This is a genomic window from Lentzea sp. DG1S-22, from assembly GCF_036321065.1.
Taxonomy (GTDB): domain Bacteria; phylum Actinomycetota; class Actinomycetes; order Mycobacteriales; family Pseudonocardiaceae; genus Lentzea; species Lentzea jiangxiensis.
In genome coordinates, this window is the sequence record NZ_CP143276.1 from 8136452 (window position 1) to 8155308 (window position 18857).

Annotated in this window: 18 protein-coding genes and 1 pseudogene; 10 read left to right on the forward strand and 9 right to left on the reverse strand. The window is 69.7% G+C overall.

All coding sequences use genetic code 11. From position 1 onward, the window contains the following. The first annotated feature begins 199 nt into the window (after positions 1-199). From V1227_RS38795 to V1227_RS38815, 5 genes are all read left to right on the forward strand, one after another. Positions 200-1420 (forward strand): HNH endonuclease signature motif containing protein, encoded by a 1221-nt coding sequence (locus V1227_RS38795; RefSeq protein ID WP_329790057.1) that lies wholly within the window; start codon positions 200-202, stop codon positions 1418-1420. Positions 1421-1504: 84 nt separating this feature from the next. Further along, the gene (locus tag V1227_RS38800; RefSeq protein WP_329790058.1) at positions 1505-2359 is read left to right on the forward strand and encodes a helix-turn-helix domain-containing protein; all 855 of its coding nucleotides are present in this window, start codon (positions 1505-1507) and stop codon (positions 2357-2359) included. Further along, complete coding sequence (locus V1227_RS38805; RefSeq protein WP_329790059.1) at positions 2334-2510, forward strand: DUF397 domain-containing protein; 177 nt, start codon at positions 2334-2336, stop codon at positions 2508-2510. Before V1227_RS38800 ends, V1227_RS38805 begins: the two co-directional genes overlap by 26 nt. 122 nt (positions 2511-2632) lie before the next feature. After that, positions 2633-4918, forward strand: a complete 2286-nt coding sequence (locus V1227_RS38810; protein ID WP_240010107.1) for a RelA/SpoT family protein — start codon at positions 2633-2635, stop codon at positions 4916-4918. Positions 4919-4995: 77 nt separating this feature from the next. Further along, on the forward strand, positions 4996-5907 hold the full coding sequence (locus tag V1227_RS38815) for a DUF6891 domain-containing protein (RefSeq protein WP_329790060.1): 912 nt from the start codon (positions 4996-4998) through the stop codon (positions 5905-5907). Positions 5908-5965: 58 nt separating this feature from the next. Here the strand turns inward: V1227_RS38815 and V1227_RS38820 are convergent, their stop codons facing one another. Together V1227_RS38820 and V1227_RS38825 are read right to left on the reverse strand one after the other, a co-directional pair. After that, a complete protein-coding gene (locus V1227_RS38820) occupies positions 5966-7102 on the reverse strand; it encodes an IS30 family transposase (protein WP_442916419.1) in 1137 nt (378 codons plus the stop codon). A gap of 160 nt (positions 7103-7262) precedes the next feature. Then, complete coding sequence (locus V1227_RS38825) at positions 7263-8120, reverse strand: peptidylprolyl isomerase (protein WP_236217553.1); 858 nt, start codon at positions 8118-8120, stop codon at positions 7263-7265. 114 nt (positions 8121-8234) lie between these two features. Between V1227_RS38825 and V1227_RS38830 the strand changes: the two genes are divergently transcribed. The 3 genes and pseudogenes from V1227_RS38830 to V1227_RS38840 all read left to right on the forward strand — a co-directional run bounded on the left by V1227_RS38830 (position 8235) and on the right by V1227_RS38840 (position 10902). Continuing rightward, positions 8235-8930 (forward strand): MBL fold metallo-hydrolase, encoded by a 696-nt coding sequence (locus V1227_RS38830; RefSeq protein WP_329790061.1) that lies wholly within the window; start codon positions 8235-8237, stop codon positions 8928-8930. Between the two features lie 5 nt (positions 8931-8935). Continuing rightward, positions 8936-10183: pseudogene (hisS, locus tag V1227_RS38835) on the forward strand (histidine--tRNA ligase); the annotation flags it as partial. A gap of 92 nt (positions 10184-10275) precedes the next feature. Beyond that, on the forward strand, positions 10276-10902 hold the full coding sequence (locus V1227_RS38840) for a hypothetical protein (protein ID WP_329790062.1): 627 nt from the start codon (positions 10276-10278) through the stop codon (positions 10900-10902). Between the two features lie 51 nt (positions 10903-10953). On the opposite strand, the gene V1227_RS38845 is transcribed toward V1227_RS38840, so the two are convergent. After that, on the reverse strand, positions 10954-11790 hold the full coding sequence (locus V1227_RS38845) for a spermidine synthase (RefSeq protein ID WP_329790063.1): 837 nt from the start codon (positions 11788-11790) through the stop codon (positions 10954-10956). Between the two features lie 46 nt (positions 11791-11836). On the opposite strand from V1227_RS38845, the gene V1227_RS38850 reads away from it, so the two are divergent. Then, on the forward strand, positions 11837-12190 hold the full coding sequence (locus tag V1227_RS38850; protein WP_090101434.1) for a DUF1304 domain-containing protein: 354 nt from the start codon (positions 11837-11839) through the stop codon (positions 12188-12190). On the opposite strand, the gene V1227_RS38855 is transcribed toward V1227_RS38850, so the two are convergent. From V1227_RS38855 to pnuC, 3 genes are read right to left on the reverse strand one after another with little or no spacing between them, the layout of a single operon-like run. After that, positions 12117-13433, reverse strand: coding sequence for a YibE/F family protein (locus V1227_RS38855; RefSeq protein ID WP_329790064.1), 1317 nt, complete (start codon positions 13431-13433; stop codon positions 12117-12119). The genes V1227_RS38850 and V1227_RS38855 overlap by 74 nt on opposite strands. A 34-nt stretch (positions 13434-13467) precedes the next feature. Continuing rightward, entirely contained in the window at positions 13468-14529 is a 1062-nt protein-coding gene (locus V1227_RS38860; protein ID WP_329790065.1) for an AAA family ATPase, read from the reverse strand. Further along, positions 14526-15098 carry a nicotinamide riboside transporter PnuC gene (gene pnuC, locus V1227_RS38865; protein ID WP_329790066.1) on the reverse strand — a complete coding sequence of 191 codons (573 nt, stop codon included), beginning with the start codon at positions 15096-15098 and terminating at the stop codon, positions 14526-14528. Before pnuC ends, V1227_RS38860 begins: the two co-directional genes overlap by 4 nt. Before the next feature lie 45 nt (positions 15099-15143). Between pnuC and V1227_RS38870 the strand changes: the two genes are divergently transcribed. After that, complete coding sequence (locus V1227_RS38870) at positions 15144-17120, forward strand: intein-containing Rv2578c family radical SAM protein (RefSeq protein ID WP_329790067.1); 1977 nt, start codon at positions 15144-15146, stop codon at positions 17118-17120. Here V1227_RS38870 and V1227_RS38875 read toward each other — a convergent pair. From V1227_RS38875 to V1227_RS38885, 3 genes are read right to left on the reverse strand one after another with little or no spacing between them, the layout of a single operon-like run. Beyond that, positions 17107-17634 (reverse strand): DUF4865 family protein, encoded by a 528-nt coding sequence (locus tag V1227_RS38875; protein ID WP_329790068.1) that lies wholly within the window; start codon positions 17632-17634, stop codon positions 17107-17109. The two genes, V1227_RS38870 and V1227_RS38875, sit on opposite strands and share 14 nt — an antisense overlap. 13 nt (positions 17635-17647) lie before the next feature. Further along, positions 17648-17992, reverse strand: a complete 345-nt coding sequence (locus V1227_RS38880; RefSeq protein WP_329790069.1) for a nuclear transport factor 2 family protein — start codon at positions 17990-17992, stop codon at positions 17648-17650. A gap of 19 nt (positions 17993-18011) precedes the next feature. Next, positions 18012-18743, reverse strand: coding sequence for a putative protein N(5)-glutamine methyltransferase (locus tag V1227_RS38885; protein WP_329790070.1), 732 nt, complete (start codon positions 18741-18743; stop codon positions 18012-18014). Positions 18744-18857 lie beyond the last annotated feature (114 nt).

Consider the following 18857-nt stretch of genomic DNA (forward strand, 5'->3'; position numbering starts at 1 on the left):
CGGCACGTGACCTTCTTCGCCGGATGTATGTAGAACGGATTTCTTTGGTCCGTTCTCTTGCGTGTTCGCTTACTGCTAATTATGTCGCATATAGAGAGATGTGCACTAACGGCGCCTATAGCGTTTGTCCAGGTTGTTCACCCGAACGTGTGCGCTCTGACGTGCTTTTTCGGCGTGATCTTGCGGTACGGTCGAACGCATGAGCGAACCGGACTTCCGCCTCCTGGCCACCGGCGAACTGCTGAGCGCGGTCGTCGGTGATGTGGTGGGAATTCGCGTTCTCGAGAATTCGATGATGCAGAAGATCGCCGAACTTGAGCGGCGTGGTGCCGCGTCCGAGTTGGGCTATCGGAATGTGGTGCAGGTGCTGCGCCATGCCGTGCGGTGGGACCTGAAGACCGCGCGGCAGTGGGTCGCCCGCGCCGCCAAGCTGGCTCGGGAGGTCACGCCGTCGGGCTCGGTGCTGGAGCCGGAGTTGCCGGCCACCGCCGCCGCGGTCGCGGAGGGGATGCTCTCCGGTGAGCACATCTCGGCGGTCGCCGAGGTGATGGAGGAGTTGCCGCCCGAGGCCGAGCAGCCCGTGGTCGAGTTCGCGTCGCGGCACGAGCCCGCCGCGGTGCGCGCGTTCGGCAAGGAGCTCGCGTACCGGCTCTACCAGCAGGACGAGGAGCCGGGCTCCGCCGAGCAGGTGGCGCCGGTCAACCGGCTGCGCATGCAGTGGAAGGGCGACTGGCTGGAGGTGTCGGCCAAGCTCGACAAGGTCACCGGCGCGAAGTTCGAGGCGATGATCGACCCGCTGGCCAAGCCCCGCCCGGCCACTCCGGAGGAAGGCGTGGACCCGCGTTCGCGCGGCGAGCGGGAAGGCGACGCGTTCGCCGACCTGATCGACCTGGTGCTGCGCGCCGACCTCCTGCCCGAGCACGGCGGCGAGCCGGTCACCCTCACCATGACGATGCCGTACGAGGCCCTGGCGGCGCGGACGGGCTTCGCGACGCTCGACAACCACGTCCGCGTCCCGGCCGCCCTGGTCCGCCGCCTCGCCTGCAACGCGGGCGTGATCCCGGTGGTGCTGGGCGGCCGCTCCGAACCGGTGGACATAGGTCGCAAGAGCAGAACGTTCCCCGCCGCGGTCCGCCGTCTGCTGGTGGCGAGAGACCAGGGCTGCACCTTCCCGGGGTGCGACCGCCCGCCGAAGCACTGCGACGCCCACCACGTCAGGTTCTGGTCGGAGGGCGGCGAGACGTCCGTGCACAACGCGGCCCTCCTGTGCCGCCACCACCACACCTTGATCCACCGAAGCGAGTGGGAGGTGGAGCTCCACAGGGGAGTCCCGACCTTCGTCCCGCCGGCCTGGCTCGACCCGGACCGCACCCCGCGAACGAACACCGCCCACCACGCCGCCCACCACGTCGCGGCTTAGCCCGTGCCACCAGGGCTTTCGAGCACCCGTTTTCACCCGAAGGAGCTGGTTCGTGGAGGAGGGCCAATGCCTACCGTCGGACGAATGACTGCGATGACCTCCACCGCCTACAGCCGGGACCTGGGCGACGAGCTGCGCCGCCTGCGCGAGAAGTTCACGACGCTGACCGGCCACGCCTTCGCCGAACAGCTCGGGTGGGACCCGAGCAAGGTCTCGAACATCGAGAAGGGCAAGGCGCGGGCGAGCGAGATCGACCTGGTGCAGTACCTGATGATGTGTGGCCGGGACAGCGCTCATTTCGAGGCCTTCCGCGAGAGGTACCGCTACGCCTTCGACCCGTACGTGCTGGTCGTGCCGGACAACCTGCGCACGCTCGCGATGGCGGAGGCCCAAGCGCAGAAGATCACCTCTTACGACGGGCTGAGCATGCCCGGTCTCGTTCAGACTCCCGAGTACGCGCGGGCACTGCTCACCGAGGGCGGCAACGAAGCGGCGGAGGACATCGAGAAGTTCGTCCAGCTGCGCGTCGACCGGCAGTCGATCATGAGGCGGTCCAATCCGCCCGAATGCGTCTTCTTCGTGCACGAGCTCGCGTTGAGGCTTCGTGTCGGCGATGCGCGAGTGATGGAGGAGCAGTACCTGCGCCTGCTGTTCCACACCCACGTGGTGCGGATCGTGCCCATGTCCGCCGGTGTCGCCATCGCGATGCGGTCGGCGCGGAGGTTGTTCAGCTTCGAGAAGATGGTGCCGGTCGCCTACAGCGAGAACGACGTCGCCCAAGTGTTCGCGCACGACGGCAAGGCCATCGCGAGCAGCCGTGAGTTCTTCAAGTGGCTGGATGCCCGCGCGCTCGATGGGGAACAATCGAGGAGCATGCTGACGGACTACGTCGGCGGACTCCGAGAGGACCTCCATGACGCTCGACCGGGGCTGGCGTAAGAGCACCTACAGCGGCAGTACGGACAGCGGGACGTGCGTCGAGGTGTCGCTTTCGCGCGACGCCTTGGTGCGTGACTCGAAGGCGACCGGGAGTGACGTCCTGGTGTTCTCGGCCCGCGCCTGGAGGGCGTTCGTGAAGGCCGTCGCCTGATCGGCTCAACGGAAGTTCGGCTCGCGTTCACCGTGTGAGCTGCGCCGCTCAGCGAGCCATCGGAAGTCTCGTCTGCGTTAACGCGTTATCCTCGGTACTCGCGAGACCCGAGGAGCGTGGGGTTGAGTCAAGACACCGAACCCGCTGCGACGGTTGTTCAACCGTCGGCTACCCGGCGTGTGCGCGCCCGCCTGGCGCGGCGCATCACCGCCCAACGTGCGGCCCCGGTGAAGCAGGTCCTCGAACCTCTCGCCGCCGTGCACCGTGACCTCCATCCCAAGGCCGATCTGGCGCTTCTGCAGCACGCGTACGACGTTGCCGAGGAGAAGCACCGCCCGCAGCGCCGCAAGTCCGGCGACCCGTACATCACCCACCCGCTCGCCGTGGCGACGATCCTCGCCGAGCTGGGCATGGACACCACGACGCTGGTGGCCGCGCTGCTGCACGACACCGTGGAAGACACCGACTACTCACTGGGGCAGCTGAAGGACGACTTCGGCGAGGAGGTCGCCCGCCTCGTCGACGGCGTCACGAAGCTCGACAAGGTCAAGCTGGGGGCAGCGGCCGAGGCCGAGACCATCCGCAAGATGGTCATCGCGATGGCGAAGGACCCGCGCGTCCTCGTCATCAAGCTGGCCGACCGGCTGCACAACATGCGCACCATGCGGTTCCTGCCGCCGGAGAAGCAGGCCCGCAAGGCCCGCGAAACGCTCGAAGTGCTCGCACCGCTCGCCCACAGGCTGGGGATGGCGACGGTCAAGTGGGAGCTGGAGGACCTCGCGTTCGCGATCCTGCAGCCCAAGAAGTACGACGAGATCGTCCGCCTGGTCGCGAAGCGCGCGCCGAGCCGCGACACGTACCTGCGTTCGGTCGTCGACGAGCTGAACGGCCAGCTCGAGAGCGCGCGGATCGTGGCGAAGGTCGAGGGCCGGCCGAAGCACTACTACTCGATCAACCAGAAGATGATCGTCCGCGGACGGGAGTTCGACGACATCCACGACCTCGTGGGCGTCCGGATCCTCGTGGACGAGGTGCGTGACTGCTACGCCGCGATGGGCGTCGTGCACGCCGCCTGGCAGCCGATGCCGGGCCGGTTCAAGGACTACATCGCGCAGCCGCGGTTCGGCGTGTACCAGTCGCTGCACACGACCGTCATCGGTCCCGACGGCAAGCCTCTCGAGGTGCAGATCCGCACCCACGAGATGCACCAGCGGGCCGAGTACGGCATCGCGGCGCACTGGCGCTACAAGGAGACCAAGGGCACGCACAACGGCAAGTCCGTCGAGATCGACGAGATGGCGTGGATGCGCCAGCTCCTCGACTGGCAGCGGGAAGCCGCGGACCCCGGCGAGTTCCTCGAGGGGCTGCGCTGGGACCTCGCCGCGCGCGAGATCTTCGTGTTCACCCCCAAGGGTGACGTCGAGACGCTGCCGACGGGCTCCACACCGGTCGACTTCGCCTACGCCGTGCACACCGAGGTCGGTCACCGCTGCATCGGCGCCCGCGTCAACGGGCGTCTCGTCGCCCTGGAGCGCAAGCTCGAGAACGGCGAGGTCGTCGAGATCTTCACCTCCAAGGCGGAGGGCGCGGGCCCGTCCCGCGACTGGCTGAGCTTCGTCGCGTCCCCGCGCGCCAAGGCGAAGATCAAGCAGTGGTTCGCCAAGGAGCGCAAGGAAGAGGCGATCGAGCAGGGCAAGGACGCGATCACCAAGGAGGTCCGGCGCGTCGGGCTCCCGATCCAGCGCCTGGTCTCGGTCGACTCGATGCAGGCCCTCGCGAAGGAACTGCACTACCCGGACATGAGCGCGCTGTACGCGGCGGTCGGCGAGGGGCACACCTCGGCCCGCCACGTCGTGCAACGGCTCGTCGCGCAGCTCGGCGGTGTCGACCACGCCGAGGAGGAGCTGGCCGACCGCGCCACCCCGTCCACGGTCACCCGGCGCCGCCCCACCGGCGACGCGGGCGTGATCGTCAAGGACGCGGGGGACGTGTGGGTGAAGCTCGCCCGCTGCTGCACCCCGGTGCCGGGCGACGACATCCTCGGCTTCGTGACGCGCGGCGGCGGCGTGTCCGTGCACCGCACCGACTGCACGAACGCGGACGAGCTGCTGAAGTCGCCGGAACGCCTGCTCGACGTCGAATGGGCGCCGTCGGCCTCCAGCGTCTTCCTGGTCGCCATCCAGGTGGAGGCGCTCGACCGGCACCGGCTGCTCTCGGACGTCACGAAGGTGCTGGCCGACGAGCGCGTGAACATCCTGTCGGCGTCGGTGACGACGTCGCGCGACAGGGTGGCCGTCAGCCGGTTCTCGTTCGAGATGGGCGACCCGAAGCACCTCGGGCACGTCCTGAAGGCCGTGCGCAGCGTTGAGGGCGTGTACGACGTGTACCGCGTGACGTCGGCGTCGTAGAGCTTCACGGGGAAGGCGCAGGAGCCTCCTGCCGGAATCCGGCAGGAGGCTCCTGTGTCGTGTGCCAGAGTTTGCGGATGCTCGACATCACGGTCAGGACGGAAAACTCGGAGCGGCACGTCCGCGTGTCCGCCGAGGAGCTCGCCGGGCTGGTCCGGCGCATCGGCGGGGAGGGCGACCACTTCCTGGTCCTGCAGCGCGTGCCGGACCTGCCCGACGTCTTCGCGCAGGTCTGGCACGAGACCGGCGGCGACTGGGCGGTGGAGCACCGCGACGGCCGCGGGTACTTCGAGGCGACCGCCGACGGGCCGGACGCGGTGGCCTCGGTGCTCATCGGCTGGGCACGGCAGGAGCCCGGCTGGGACGGCCGGCTGACCTGGTCGCCGCTCGACGCCGGTCCCGCGCGGGTGGTGCCGCCGCTCGACCTCGGCGACGACGAGCGCACGGCGCTGGAGGACCGCGTGCGCGGGGTCCTGGCCGCCGGCTACGCGACCCGCGCCGGGCTGGCGGAGGTCGCCGAGGAGTACCTGGTGACCGGGGACCGGCGGCCGGTGTCGCGCCACCAGGCGCGGGAGCTGGCCGACCGGCTGTGGCTGGAGCGCGTGGCGGAGCAGGCGTCGTGGCGGGGAGAGACCGACCCGGAGCGGCTCACGCGTGCGTTCGAGGCGCTGGACGCCGCCGGGATCACCGCGCGTGAGAACTTCACCTGCTGCCGCACGTGCGGCCAGGCGGAGATCGGTGACGAGGCCGGGCCCGGTGCGCGCGGGTTCGTGTACTTCCACGGCCAGAGCACGCAGGCGGCCGCGGCCGGGCGCGGGCTGACGCTGCACTACGGCGGCTTCGACGACTCGGCCGCGACGACCACGGCCGTGGGGCTCGAGGTCGTGGCCGCGCTCCGGGCCGCAGGGCTCGCGGTCGAGTGGAACCGCGACCCCGGCCGGGCCATCACCGTGACGCCGCTCGACTGGCGCCGCCGCCTGGTCGGGTAGGAAAAAGCGAAAAGGGCCCCGGGAAGGCGAATTCGAGGGGTCGTTGCAACACAGGTGATCAACTGGCTTGGGCCAGGAGCTTGGTCAAGCGCTCGGCTGGGGTGTCCCAGCCGAGCGTTTTGCGTGGGCGGCGGTTGAGTTGTGCGGCGACGGCGGCGAGGTCCTCGGCGCTGTGGACGGTCAGGTCGCTGCCTTTGGGGAAGTACTGGCGTAGCAGGCCGTTGGTGTTCTCGTTGGAGCCGCGTTGCCAGGGGCTGTGCGGGTCGCAGAAGTAGACGGGCGTGCCGGTGGCGACGCTGAACTCGTGGTGACGGCCCATTTCCGAGCCTTGGTCCCAGGTCAGTGACTGGCGCAGATGTGCGGGCAGGGTGCCGATCGTGGTGATCAGGCCGTCGCGGACGGTCTCGGCGTCATGGCGTGCGGGCAGGTGCACGAGCATCACGTAGCGGGTGGCGCGTTCGACCAGGGTGCCGATCGCGGAGGTGCCGCCGCCGCCGATGATCAGATCGCCTTCCCAGTGGCCTGGGACGGCGCGGTCCTCGGCCTCGGCGGGCCGCTCACTGATCATGATCATCGGGTGGGTGAACCGGGGCTGGCGGGCTTCGCCGGTGCGGCGGGGTTTGCGGACGGTGCGTCCGGTGCGCAGCGCGCGGGCCAGCTCGCGGCGTAGTTCGCCGCGGCCTTGCAGGTAGAGCGTCTGGTAGATCGTCTCGTGGGTCACGTGCAGCTCCGGCCGGTCGGGATGGTCGCGGCGCAGCCGGCGGCTGATCTGCTCGGGGCTGAACCGGTCGTCCAGCATGCCCTGCACCCGCTCCCGCAACTCGGGGCAGGCCGTGATCTTGCGCGTCTTCGGACGCGGCCGGCGCCGGTCGGCCCGGTCCTGGGCCGCGTGCGGCCGATAGTCACCCGAGCCGGGATGGGCGTTGCGCTTGATCTCCCGGCTGACCGTGGACGGCGGCCGTCCCAGCTCGGCGGCGATCGACCGCACCCCTCGCCCTGCCCGCAGCAGGTCGGCGATCACGATCCGCTCGTCGAGCGACAGGAACCGGCCCGAAGACGGCGCAGGCCGGACGGCGGGCGGCTGGTCCGCCTTCCGTCCGGCCTGGCTCTTGCGTCCATACCGCCATCGATGCCCGGTCCGCCGGTTGATCCCGACAATCCGGCACGCCTGCGCGGTGCCCACACCCTTCGCCACAAGATCAAGATATTGGCGGCGCTCAGCGACCAGCTTCTTACGTCCCTGCGGCGACCGGTCCTCGCGGATCTCGAACACTGCAACCCCTGAACAACTCAGGTGTTGCAACGACCCTTAGAACCCAAGGGAACCGCTCCCGGGGCCCTTTCACTGTGAAGAACTAGTTCGCGACCAGAGCCGACTTGATGTCGACCGGGGTCTTCGGCTTGCCGTCGCCCTGACCCGGCTGCTGCGAGATCGTGCCGGTCTTCGCGACCTCGTCGACCTTCTTCAGCGACTCCTCGTCGACCGTGCCGAAGACCGTGTAGTCCGGCTTCAGGCTGGCCGCGTCGCCGTAGACGATGAAGAACTGCGAGCCGTTGGTGTTCGGGCCCGAGTTGGCCATGGCGAGCACGCCGCGGCCGTAGGTGAGCTCGGGGTAGGTCTCGTCCTTGAACGAGTAGCCGGGGCCGCCCATGCCGTTGCCGCCGGGGTCACCGCACTGCAGGACCTGGATTCCGGTCACCGTGAGGCGGTGGCACGTCGTGTTGTCGAAGTACTTCTGCTTCGCCAGCTCGACGAAGTTGTTCACGGTGCACGGCGCGAGCGAGCGGTCCAGCGTGAGCTTCAGGTCGCCGATCGAGGTGCCGAGCGTGACGCCGACCGTGCCGGTGGCGGGCTGCTCGCCGTTCGCGGGCGGCGTGTTCTCCTTGGCCGCCGGCTCCTGGCCCTTCGTGTACTCGCAGCTCACCTTCTCGGGCAGCGGCGTGGGCCGCTTGGCGACCTGGTGCAGCGCGGTGGGGATGTTCTCCGCCTTGTCCACCGACTCCTGGGTCGGAGTCTCCGACGCGGAGGCGTCACCGTTGCCGAAGACGTCGTTGGTCGCGAGGAACCACACGCCACCTCCAACGAGCGCAACAACGACGACCGTCGACACGACGGCGATGATGCGACGCTTCTTGGCCCGCTCCTGGCGGTAGACCATCTGACGCTCAAGCTTGCGCTTGGCTGCCGCGCGTCGCTGCTCGTTGGTGGGCACGTGCTCCCTCCCCAGGGACTCATGCGAATAGGGCGGTCGGCTCGGCAGTCTAGGGCCTGGGCATATGAGCTTTGTGTGGTGGCTAGGCTGTGGTTGAACAGGGAGGTCATTTTCGTGCTCGTGATCGGGTTCCCCACCGGGGCGCTCCAGGCGAACTGCTTCGTCCTGGCGGCCGGTGAGGGCGAGCCCTGCGTGATCGTCGACCCCGGTCAGGACGCGGTCGAGCCGATCGAGCAGGCCTTGCGCAAGCACCGCCTCGCGCCTGTGGCCGTGCTGCTCACACACGGGCACTTCGACCACACCTTCTCCGTCGCACCCGTCTGCGACGGCAACGACATCCCCGCGTACATCCACCCGGACGACGTCGAGATGCTCGCCGACCCGCTGAAGGGCATCAGCCGCGAGTCCGCCGCGTTCTTCGGGGGCAACCTCGAGATGCGGGAGCCGTCCGAGGTCCGCACGCTCGACGACGGCGCCGACCTCGACCTCGCCGGGCTGCGCATCACCGTCGACCACACGCCGGGCCATACCGGCGGGTCGGTGATGTTCCGCTCCGGCGCGCAGGAAGGCGGTCGCCTGGTGATCTCGGGTGACACGCTCTTCGCCGGTTCGATCGGACGCACCGACCTGCCGGGTGGCGACCACGCCGCGATGCTGTCGTCTCTGCAGAACAAGGTCATGACCTTGCCCGACGACACTGTGGTGCTGCCCGGCCACGGCCCGACGACGACCATAGGCCGTGAGCGCGTGACGAACCCATACCTGCTGCAACTGCAGGACGCTCCGGCCGCCCCGCACCGAGGACTTTGAGAGACGTGTTTTCCGCACCCAAAGGCGTTCCCGACTACATCCCGCCGACGTCCGCTGCCTTCCTGCACGTCCGGTCGACGCTGACCCGCGCCGCCGAGCTCGCGGGCTACGGCTACGTCGAGCTGCCGGTCTTCGAGGACACGGCGCTGTTCTCGCGCGGCGTCGGCGAGTCCACCGACGTCGTGACGAAGGAGATGTACACCTTCCTCGACCGCGGTGAGCGCTCCATCACCCTGCGCCCCGAGGGCACCGCGGGCGTGATGCGGGCCGTCATCGAGCACAGCCTCGACCGCGGCTCGCTGCCGGCGAAGCTCTACTACGCGGGCCAGTTCTTCCGCGCCGAGGCCCCGCAGGCCGGCCGGTACCGGCAGTTCCACCAGGTCGGCATCGAGGCGATCGGCGTCGACGACCCGGCCCTCGACGCCGAGGTCATCGCCGTCGGCGACGCGGGCTTCCGCGCCCTGGGGCTCACCGGCTACCGGCTGGAGCTCACGTCGCTGGGCGACGCGAACTGCCGTCCGGCGTACCGCGAGAAGCTGCAGGCGTTCCTCGCGGAGCTGCCGCTCGACGACGCGACCCGGCAGCGCGCGGAGCTGAACCCGTTGCGCGTGCTCGACGACAAGCGCCCCGAGGTGCGCGAGATGGTCGCCGAGGCGCCGCTGATGGTCGACAACCTGTGCGACGCGTGCCGCGAGCACTACGAGCTCGTCAAGGGCTACTTGACCGAGCTGGGCGTGAAGTTCGTCGAGAACCCGCGCATGGTCCGCGGCCTCGACTACTACACGAAGACGACGTTCGAGTTCGTCCACGACGGCCTCGGCGCCCAGTCGGGCATCGGCGGCGGCGGGCGCTACGACGGCCTGATGGAGCAGCTCGGCGGCCAGTCGCTGTCCGGCGTCGGCTTCGGCCTCGGCGTCGACCGCGCGCTGCTGGCCGCGCAGGCCGAGGGCGTGCTGCCGGAGTTCTCCCGCGTCGACGTGATCGGCGTGCCGCTCGGCGAGGCCGCCCGTGCCCGCCTGGTCGCGGTGGCCGGCTCGTTGCGCGCGGCGGGGATCCGCACGGACCTCGTCTACGGCGGCCGGTCGATGAAGGCGGGCTTCAAGGCGGCGGACAAGTCGGGCGCGAAGCTCGCGCTCGTGCTCGGCGAGCGCGACCTGGAGGCCGGCGTGGTCGGCCTGAAGACCCTGGCGACCGGTGACCAGATCTCCGTGCCGCTGGCGGACGTGGTCTCCGCGGTGCGCGACGGCCTGCGGGCCTCGGCCCTCGTCGCCGCCGTGCCGGGTGGAGCGGAAGGGCTGGCGTCCGACGCGGGTGCCGACGTGGCCGAGGCGGTGCGGGAGAACCCGTGAGCGACGACAAGCTCGTTCTCGACCTGCTCGACAAGACGACGGTCCGCAAGCGTGCGCGCATGGTGGCGATCGGCGGCATCATGGTCGCCCTCGCCTTCGGCGCCGTCGTCGGCCTGATCGGTGGCCGCTGGCCGGGCGTGATCGCCGCGCTGATCGTGTCGGTGCCGGTGGTCCTGCTGGCGCTGTCCGAGGCCCGCCGCACGGTGTGGCTGCAGGGCACGACCGTCTACGTGCGGGCGTTCGGCACCCGTCAGGTCGACCTGGCCACGGCCGACGGTCTCGACCTCCTGGTGACCGACCTGCGCGGCGCGCGGACCGTCGGGCTGTTCGTGCGCGGCGGCAAGAAGGCGATCAACGTCGCCCTGTCGATGTACGCGGGAACGGGCGGGCGCGAGCTCGGCGTGTACCAGTTGCGCCGGCTGGCCGACGCCGTGGCGGCGCGGGGGGACACGCCCGGACTGGTGTTCTCGGAGCTGCTCGTGGCCCAGCTGCGGGCGGAGGCTCGGGGGCTCTCCGCTGCCGAGCGGCCGCTGTACCGGTTGGGGTCGCTGGCTCCCGCCGGGCGGATGGCGCAGAAGCTGCACCCGGACGCGGTGTCGAAGTTCGTCACCTCGCTGGACTGAGGTCGTCCTCGGGAACGCCCGTCGCGCAGGTCGCGGCGGGCGTTCTGCCGTCTAGGTACCCCAGAGGCCCGAGGGCGGGGCGGGGGAGAGGGTCGCCGTCGCGTCCGTGGTGACCGGCGCGCCCCCGATGAACTTCGTCAGCCCCGTCCCGTGCTCCACCCTTCCCGGGAACGGGTCGCCCGCCGTCGCGCGGGTCAGCTGCTGCATCGGCAGGCCGGTGTGCGAGGCCATGATCACGAAGTTGCCGAAGCGGCGGCCGCGGAAGACGCCGGGCTCGGCGAGCACGCAGACGTGTTCGAAGACCGCGCGCACGGTCGCGCATTGGGCTCGTGCGAACTGCAGGCCGTTGCCGTCGCCGATGTTCGCGGCGTAGATGCCGTCCGGGGCCAGGGCGTCGGAGGCCTGGCGCACGAACTCCACCGACGTCAGGTGCGCGGGGGTGCGGGCGCCGGCGAAGCAGTCGGAGACGATCAGGTCGAACGAACCCGGGCGGGCCTTGACCAGCACCGCGCGGGCGTCGCCCGTCGTGATCCTCACCCGGGGCGGTGGCGGGAGCTCGCGGCGGATGAAGGCGATGAGACCGGCGTCGATCTCGGCCACCTGCTGAGACGCACGAGGCAGTAGATCGGCCACGTAGCGCGCTAGCGTGAGAGCGCCACCACCGAGGTGGAGCACGCGGGAGGGTGCGGTGAGGTCGACGAGGTGACCCAGACGGCGGACGTACTCGAACTCCAGGTACGTCGGATCGTCGAGGTCCACATGCGACTGCGGGGTTCCGTTGACCCGCAACGTCCACGAGTTGCGTCCACCCAGATCGGGGACCAGTTCGGCGACGCCGGAGTCGACCGACTCGGTGATCGCCTCTGTGCCGGGCCGCTGTCTTCCCACCGCTCTATTGTCCCATCGCGTGTGTCAGCTCTGAGGAGGAACCCAAGTGCAGGTCATCGCAGGCGTTCTGCTCGCCCTCGTGGCGTTGATCCACATCTACATCGTGGTCCTGGAGATGTTCCTCTGGACGACGCCGCGCGGGCGCAAGGCGTTCGGCCTGACGCCGGAGTTCGCCCAGGAGTCGAAGGCCCTCGCGGCGAACCAGGGCCTCTACAACGGCTTCCTCGCCGCCGGCCTCATCTACGCGCTCGTCCGGCAGGACTTCGGCGCGTCGGTGCTCTTCACGGTGTTCGTGATCGTCGCCGGCGTCTACGGCACGTTCACCGCTAGTCGGAAGATCTTCTTCGTGCAGGTGGTGCCGGGCGTGCTGGCGCTGCTCTTCGTGCTCTTGGCGCGCTAGGGCGCTCCCACGGCCCCTTGTCGGCGTCGTAGCCGAAGAGGTCGCCCTCGATGCGGGCAGGCCGTGGCTTCGCGGGCTGCGGGGCGGGCTTCCTGGCCTTGACCGTGGGCTTCTCCGGCTCCGGCTCGGGCTCGGGCGCCGGGGCGACCTCCTGGCGCACGGCGACGAGGGCCGCCAGCGCCGTCGTCACCGGGATCGCCGCCACGAGGCCGATGCTGCCCACGAGCGTGCGGACGATCTCCTGCGCGATCTGCTGCGCGGTCAGGATCTCGCCCATCGACCGCCCGGCCAGCGAGATGGCGAGCAGCAACGGCAGCGCGGCACCCGCGTAGGCCATCACGAGCGTGTTCACGACGGACGACATGTGGTCGCGCCCGATTCGCGAGCCCGCCGCGAAGAGCTCGCGCCACGTCAGCTTGTCGTTGGCGCGCCGCAGCTCCCAGACGGCACTGGTCTGCGTGACCGTCACGTCGTCGAGCACTCCCAGCGCGCCGATCAGCGTTCCGGCGAGCAGCAGGCCGCGGGTGTCGATGCCGGTGCCGAGGATCGTGACGAGGTTCGTGGTGTCCTCGTCGAGGCCGGTCAGTTTCGCGGCGGCCGAGAACAGCGCGCCCAGCACGCCGATCAGCGCGAGGCTGACCAGCGTTCCGAGCACGGCGGTGGACGTGCGCGCGGAGATCCCGTGCGTCAGGTACAGCACCATGAACATGATCAGCCCGGCGCCGACCACCGCCACCATCAACGGGTTCTCGCCCGCGAGGATCGACGGCATGATGAACAGCACGAGCACCACGAAGCTCAGCAGCAACGCGCCCAGCGCCGCGAGGCCCTGCCACCGCCCGAGCAGCAGCACGGCCGCGGCGAACAGCAGCGCCAGCACCCAGAGCGACCAGCCGCGCTGGAAGTCGACGATCTGGTACGACTCGGCGGCCTGCGGCTGACTGCCCGCATAGGACAGCACCACCTCGTCGCCGATCCGGAAGCTCGGCGCGCCGGGGCCGTTCACGCTCGGGATCGTGATGCTCTGCCCGTTCGCGGCGCCGTCGGTCATCCGCACGGTGATGGCGACGCACTTCTCGCCGCAGTTCTCGGCGAGGCCCGTGACGACGGCCGCGACCGGCGTCTGGTGCAGCCCGACCTGCGCACCGGTCTTCTGCTCGTGCCCGAACGGGTAGAGCAGCGCAGCGCCGATGATCGTGGCCAGCGCCAGCGGCACCAGCAGCCACATCAGCAACGTGCGCACCCGCTGCGACGCCGGTTCCGCGCTCAGCGCGTGGCTATGCCCGTGACCGTGACCCACGCGCGACATCCTGCCCCATGAGGTGTTCGACCGCAGTGATGGCCGCCGCCAGCCGGTCTTCGGTGAGCTTGAGCCACGGCACGCCACGCCGCGCCAGCTCCTGTTCGAACAGGCCGGTCATCCACTCCCGCAGGTGTTCGCCGTCACGCCAGCCGTCCTGTTCGAACGGAACGCCGACGTGGTCGGTCAGCAGGTACAGGTCCGGTTCGGTGCCGGTGGAGATCTCCGGCCGGAACCCGAGGTAGCGCTCGCCCCACACCGTCGCGGCGAACGCGTCGTTGTCCGCGACGACGAGCGGCGCGGTCTCGGCGCGGATGCGGCGTTCCTGTTCGCGCGCAACGTCCTCGAAGTCGCCGAGCGTCCACACCAGACCGTCCACGGTGGCCGCCGGGTCGAACGCCCGCGCGGCCGCCAGCTTGTGCTCGGTGTGCTCGCGGCCGTACTCGGCGATCCACGGAGCCCCGAAGTGCCGGGCGAGCTGCTTCGACAGGGTCGTCGTGCCGGTGCTCTCCGCGCCGAGGACCACGACCTTCCAGCCGAGCCCGCGCCGGGTGGCGGGGGAGAGGTGGTGCCAGTTCGCGACCGGGTCGGTGCGCACCGCCGTGCCGGACACGGCGTGCGTGAGGCGGTCGAGGTCGACGAGCACGTGCTGCGCGCCGAGCCGCCGAGCCAGTTCGTCGCCGTACTTCTCGCTGGAGAACACGACGTCGACCGGCGCGGCGGACGGGTCGCCGTCCGCGATCGCGCGCCTGGCCAGCACCGCGCGCGTCAGGGCGACGTGCAGCTCCCAGATCTCGTCGGAGTCGAAGTCCACCGGGTGGTCGTCGAGGTCGCCGACGATCCGCACGCCCGGAGTCGCCGCGTGCGTCTCCGCGAGCCAGCGCACGCGGTGGTCGAGTGGAATCGTCTCGGACGTCGCCGCCAGCACCGTCACGGTCGTGCGACGGCTGCGGGAGGCCGCCGTCTCGATGAGGTGATGGTGCCCGTTGTGCGGTGGGTAGAACTTTCCGAGGACGAGCGCGTGGTCGAATTCCTTCACGCCCGCACCTCATTGCTCTTGAGGTCCTTTGTCCAATTGCGCAACCCGAGCACGCACAGCACCATGAACCCCACGTACAACACCGCTGTCAAATACAGTTCCTTGTACGCGTAGAGCGGCACGTAAATCACGTCCGCGGCGATCCACAGCCACCAGCACTCGACCTTCTTGCGCGCCTGCCCCCACGTCGCGAGCAGCGACAGCACGGTCGTGATCGCGTCCCAGAACGGCACCGTGGACTCGGTGAACGTGACGAGAACCCAGTGCAGCAGACCGGTTCCGAGGACGCCGGCGACCGCGAGCCAGAGCCACTGGGGCGTCGTGGTGCGGCTGACGTGCAGCGTCGAGTGCTGCTCGCCGCCGCGCACCCACGCCCACCAGCCGTAGACCGCGAGTGCCATGTAGACGATCTGCAGGCCCGAGTCGGCGTACAGGCCGCTGCCCCAGAACAGCACGAGGAACGCGATGTTGTTGGCAATGCCGATGGGCCAGTTCCAGGGGTTTTGCCGGGCGACGAGCCATACGCACAGTGCGCCGGTGACAAAGCCTGCTACCTCAACGGGTGACACGTGCACTCCTTGACCGCTGTTCGAACATGTGTTCGAATCGATGCTGTGCGATGGGACGGGCAGAAACTCGAGGCAGAGCCGCAGCAGGCACTACCGGGGCTACCGGGACTGGTGCGCAGCGTACGAACTCCTGAGTTCGCGGACGTGGTGTTCCACGAGGTCCGCGCCAAATCCGTGCTCAACGGGGTACCGGGGTCGTCGCTGCCCTTCTCGTGGACGGTCAACCCGTACCGCGGCTGCTCGCACGCCTGCACGTACTGCCTGGCGGGCGACACGCCGATCCTCATGGGCAACGGTCGCACGAAACCGTTGTCCCAGCTGAGGGAGGGCGATGAGATCTACGGCACCGAGCTCGTCGGCAACTACCGGCGCTACAAGCTCACGACCGTTCTCGCGCACTGGGAGACGCGCAAGCAGGCGTACCGGCTGACGCTGGAGGACGGCACGACCGTCGTCGCCTCCGGCGACCACCGCTTCCTCACCGACCGCGGCTGGAAGCACGTCACGGGCGACACCGCCGGCACCGGCCGCCGCCCGCACCTCACGACCGGCAACAAGCTGATGGGCACGGGGGCTTTCGTCGAGCAGCCCACCGTGACCGACGACTACCGCCGCGGCTACCTGCGCGGCATGGTGGACGACGAGACCGAGTTCCACATCCCCCTGGCCGACATCGAGGCCATGGAGCGCACGCAGGAGTACCTCGACTACTTCGGCGTGCGAGAAGGGAGGGGATTTCTGCACCAGGTGCGCGAGCTAGCGCACTGGCAGATAGCCCCGAACCCCGACTGGCTCAAGGGATTCCTGGCCGGCGCGTTCGACTACCTCGGGACCTGCTCGCGCAGCATCCTGCGGCTGTCCACGCGCAACGCCACCGTTCTGGAAGCGATCTGCCTGGCTCTCAAGCACTTCGACTTCGACTTCGCGATCGAGGAGCTGCGCCGCCGTCGTGGCGTGCGGGTCGTGCGGCTGCGCGGCGGGCTGAGGGAGAACCTGCGCTTCTTCCACACCGTCGACCCGGCGATCACCCGCAAGCGCGACATCGACGGCGTGGCCATCAAGTCGCAGCAGCCGCTCGGCGTCGTGTCCGTGGAACCGCTGGGGGAGATGACCCTCTACGACATCTCGACCGGCACGGCGGACTTCATCGCGAACGGCGTCGTGTCGCACAACTGCTTCGCCCGCAAGACGCACTCGTACCTGGATCTCGGCACCGGCGAGGACTTCGACAACCAGCTGATCGTCAAGGTCAACGCGGGCGAGGTGCTGTCGCGCCAGCTGCGGTCGCCGAAGTGGAAGCAGGAGCACGTCGCGCTCGGCACCAACACCGATCCGTACCAGCGGGCGGAGGGGCGGTACGCCTTGATGCCAGGGATCATCGAGGCGCTGACCGCCTCCCGCACGCCCTTCTCGATCCTCACGAAGGGCACGCTGCTGGCACGGGACCTGCCGCTGCTGTCCGCCGCGGCCGAGGTCGTGCCGGTCGGGATCGCGGTGTCGCTCGCGCTGATGGACAGGGACCTGCACAAGTCGCTGGAGCCCGGCACCCCCACGCCGGCCGCGCGGCTGGAGCTGGTGCGGAAGGTGCGCGACGCGGGCTTGCCGTGCGGTGTCTTCGTGGCACCGGTGCTGCCCGAGCTGACGGATTCCGTGGAGCAGCTGGACTTCCTGCTGGAGCAGATCGCGGCCGCCGGTGCGACGGGCGTGACCGTGCTGCCGCTGCACCTGCGTCCCGGCGCGAAGGAGTGGTTCGCCGCATGGCTGCGGCGCGAGCACCCGGACCTCGTCGAGACCTACCGGTACCTGTACGGCACTCGGTCCTATGTGGACAGGCGCTACCGCGACCGCCTCGCGGCGCGGGTGGTCCCGTTGGTCGAGAAGCACGGCCTGGCGCCGCGCGGACGGTCCGCCGACGCCGTCACCGGGGTTCCCGGTGACGACGAGGGCGTGTGGCCCGACGGCAGCCTGCCCGTGGGCGTTCCGGCGCCGCGCGTGGACCAGGAACAGCTCAGCCTGCTGTGATGTCGGCGAGTTCCGGCTCGCTCAGGTGGAGGACCTCGAAGACACCCTCTTCCCCGGGGTGTTCCTCCCGCAGCTCGAAGCGCACGACCTCCCACGTGCGCGGATCGACGCCCACGGCCGCCGAGTGCAGGCCGGGCGACTCGCGGAGCTCGATCCCCGCCACCACGTCGATCGGGTTCGCCTCCGGTGCGAGCCTCGTGATCGTCCGCGCCGCGTACCTCGCCGTGGCCGCGCCACCCCGCAGGAACGCCACGCCCGGCCAGTGCCGCACCTCCGGCCGGCCGAAGTCCGCGAGGATCGCCTGGAAACCACCTCCGCGGTAGAGGAAGTTCGCCATCCCCGCCGAGGTGTTCCAGACGTAGAACGGCGCGTACGTCGTGTCGCGGATGAGGTACGCCTTGAACCCCAGGCCTTCGAACCGGTCGAGCGCGTGACCGCGGGTGCGGACGCGTTCCCGGACGACGTCCATGTCGTAGTTCGACGGCAACCTGATCTCGTACTGCATTGCGATCATGCTTCTGTTGTACCTACGCCCAGCCGCCCTGGACCATCGTCTGGAACTTCCACTCGCCGTCCACGCGCGTGAGCAGGTCGCCGTAGCGCACCGTGATCCCGTTGATCGTGCCGTCGGTGATCACGAAGACCAGGTTGTCGTTGATGAAGTGCGGCGTCCTGGTGGACTCCATCTGCACCTCGCCTCCCAGTTGCGCCCCCATCTGCTCGATGAACGTCGCGCGGTCCCACGACGTCGCCGATCCGTCGGTGACCGTGTTGATCGGGAACAGGGCCATGTCGGCCATCGCCTCGACGTCGCCCGCGACCGCGAGCGCGTCCCACTTCTCGAACCACTGCATGACCTCGTCGTACGACATACCGTACATCGTACGGAACTTAGCGCGATCCGACCACCGCATTGGTGTCTTCGCTGGTCACGAGCTTGGTGGTGAGGCCGGCGGCGGTGAAGGCGGCCAGTGCGGCCGGTGCCTGGCGCTCGCTGGTCTCGCTCAGCAGGTGCCCGCCGGGGCGCAGCCAGTGCGCCGCCTGGGCGGCGACGCGGCGCAGGACCTCCAGGCCGTCCGCGCCGCCGTCGAGTGCCACGCGCGCCTCGTGGTCGCGTGCCTCGACCGGCATGAACGCGATGTCGTCGGTCGGCACGTACGGGACGTTGGCGACGACGACGTCGATGTGTCCGCGCAGGTGCGTGGGCAGTGCGTCGAACAGATCTCCTTCGAACACGTTCGTGAGGTTCTTGCGCGCGCACGCCACCGCCACGGGGTCGATGTCGGCGGCGTAGACGGTGGCGGTGGGGAGTCGGTGCTGGAGCACCGCGCCGACCGCGCCGGAGCCGCAGCACAGGTCGACCACCACGCCCGGCTTGAGGTCGGTGGCGAGGTCCACGAGCAGTTCGGTGCGGTGGCGCGGCACGAACACGCCCTTGGTGACGACGATCCGCTGCCCGCAGAACACCGCCCAGCCGACGACGTGTTCCAGCGGCAGCCCGGCTACTCGCTGGGCGACCAGCTCTTCCAGGTGGTGCGGGCCGGTGGCGGCTTCTTCGAGGAGGGCGGCCTCGTCCTCGGCGAACACGCAGCCGGCGGCCCTCAGTCGTTCCACGATGCTCATCGGGGCGGACGGTACTCGCGACATTTACAAGCAGTCTTGACTGTTTGTTAGTTCGGCGGGAACACTCGGCGGCGTGGAGACGAGGCAGCGCCAGGCCGACCGCAGCCGCGAGAC

Coding starts and splice junctions, on each gene's coding strand:
- V1227_RS38795 (WP_329790057.1), top strand. CDS start 200: ATGAGCGAACCGGACTTCCGCCTCCTGGCCACCGGCGAACTGCTGAGC.
- V1227_RS38875 (WP_329790068.1), bottom strand. CDS start 17,634: ATGATCGCAATGCAGTACGAGATCAGGTTGCCGTCGAACTACGACATG.
- V1227_RS38800 (WP_329790058.1), top strand. CDS start 1,505: ATGACTGCGATGACCTCCACCGCCTACAGCCGGGACCTGGGCGACGAG.
- V1227_RS38805 (WP_329790059.1), top strand. CDS start 2,334: ATGACGCTCGACCGGGGCTGGCGTAAGAGCACCTACAGCGGCAGTACG.
- V1227_RS38880 (WP_329790069.1), bottom strand. CDS start 17,992: ATGTCGTACGACGAGGTCATGCAGTGGTTCGAGAAGTGGGACGCGCTC.
- V1227_RS38815 (WP_329790060.1), top strand. CDS start 4,996: ATGCTCGACATCACGGTCAGGACGGAAAACTCGGAGCGGCACGTCCGC.
- V1227_RS38885 (WP_329790070.1), bottom strand. CDS start 18,743: ATGAGCATCGTGGAACGACTGAGGGCCGCCGGCTGCGTGTTCGCCGAG.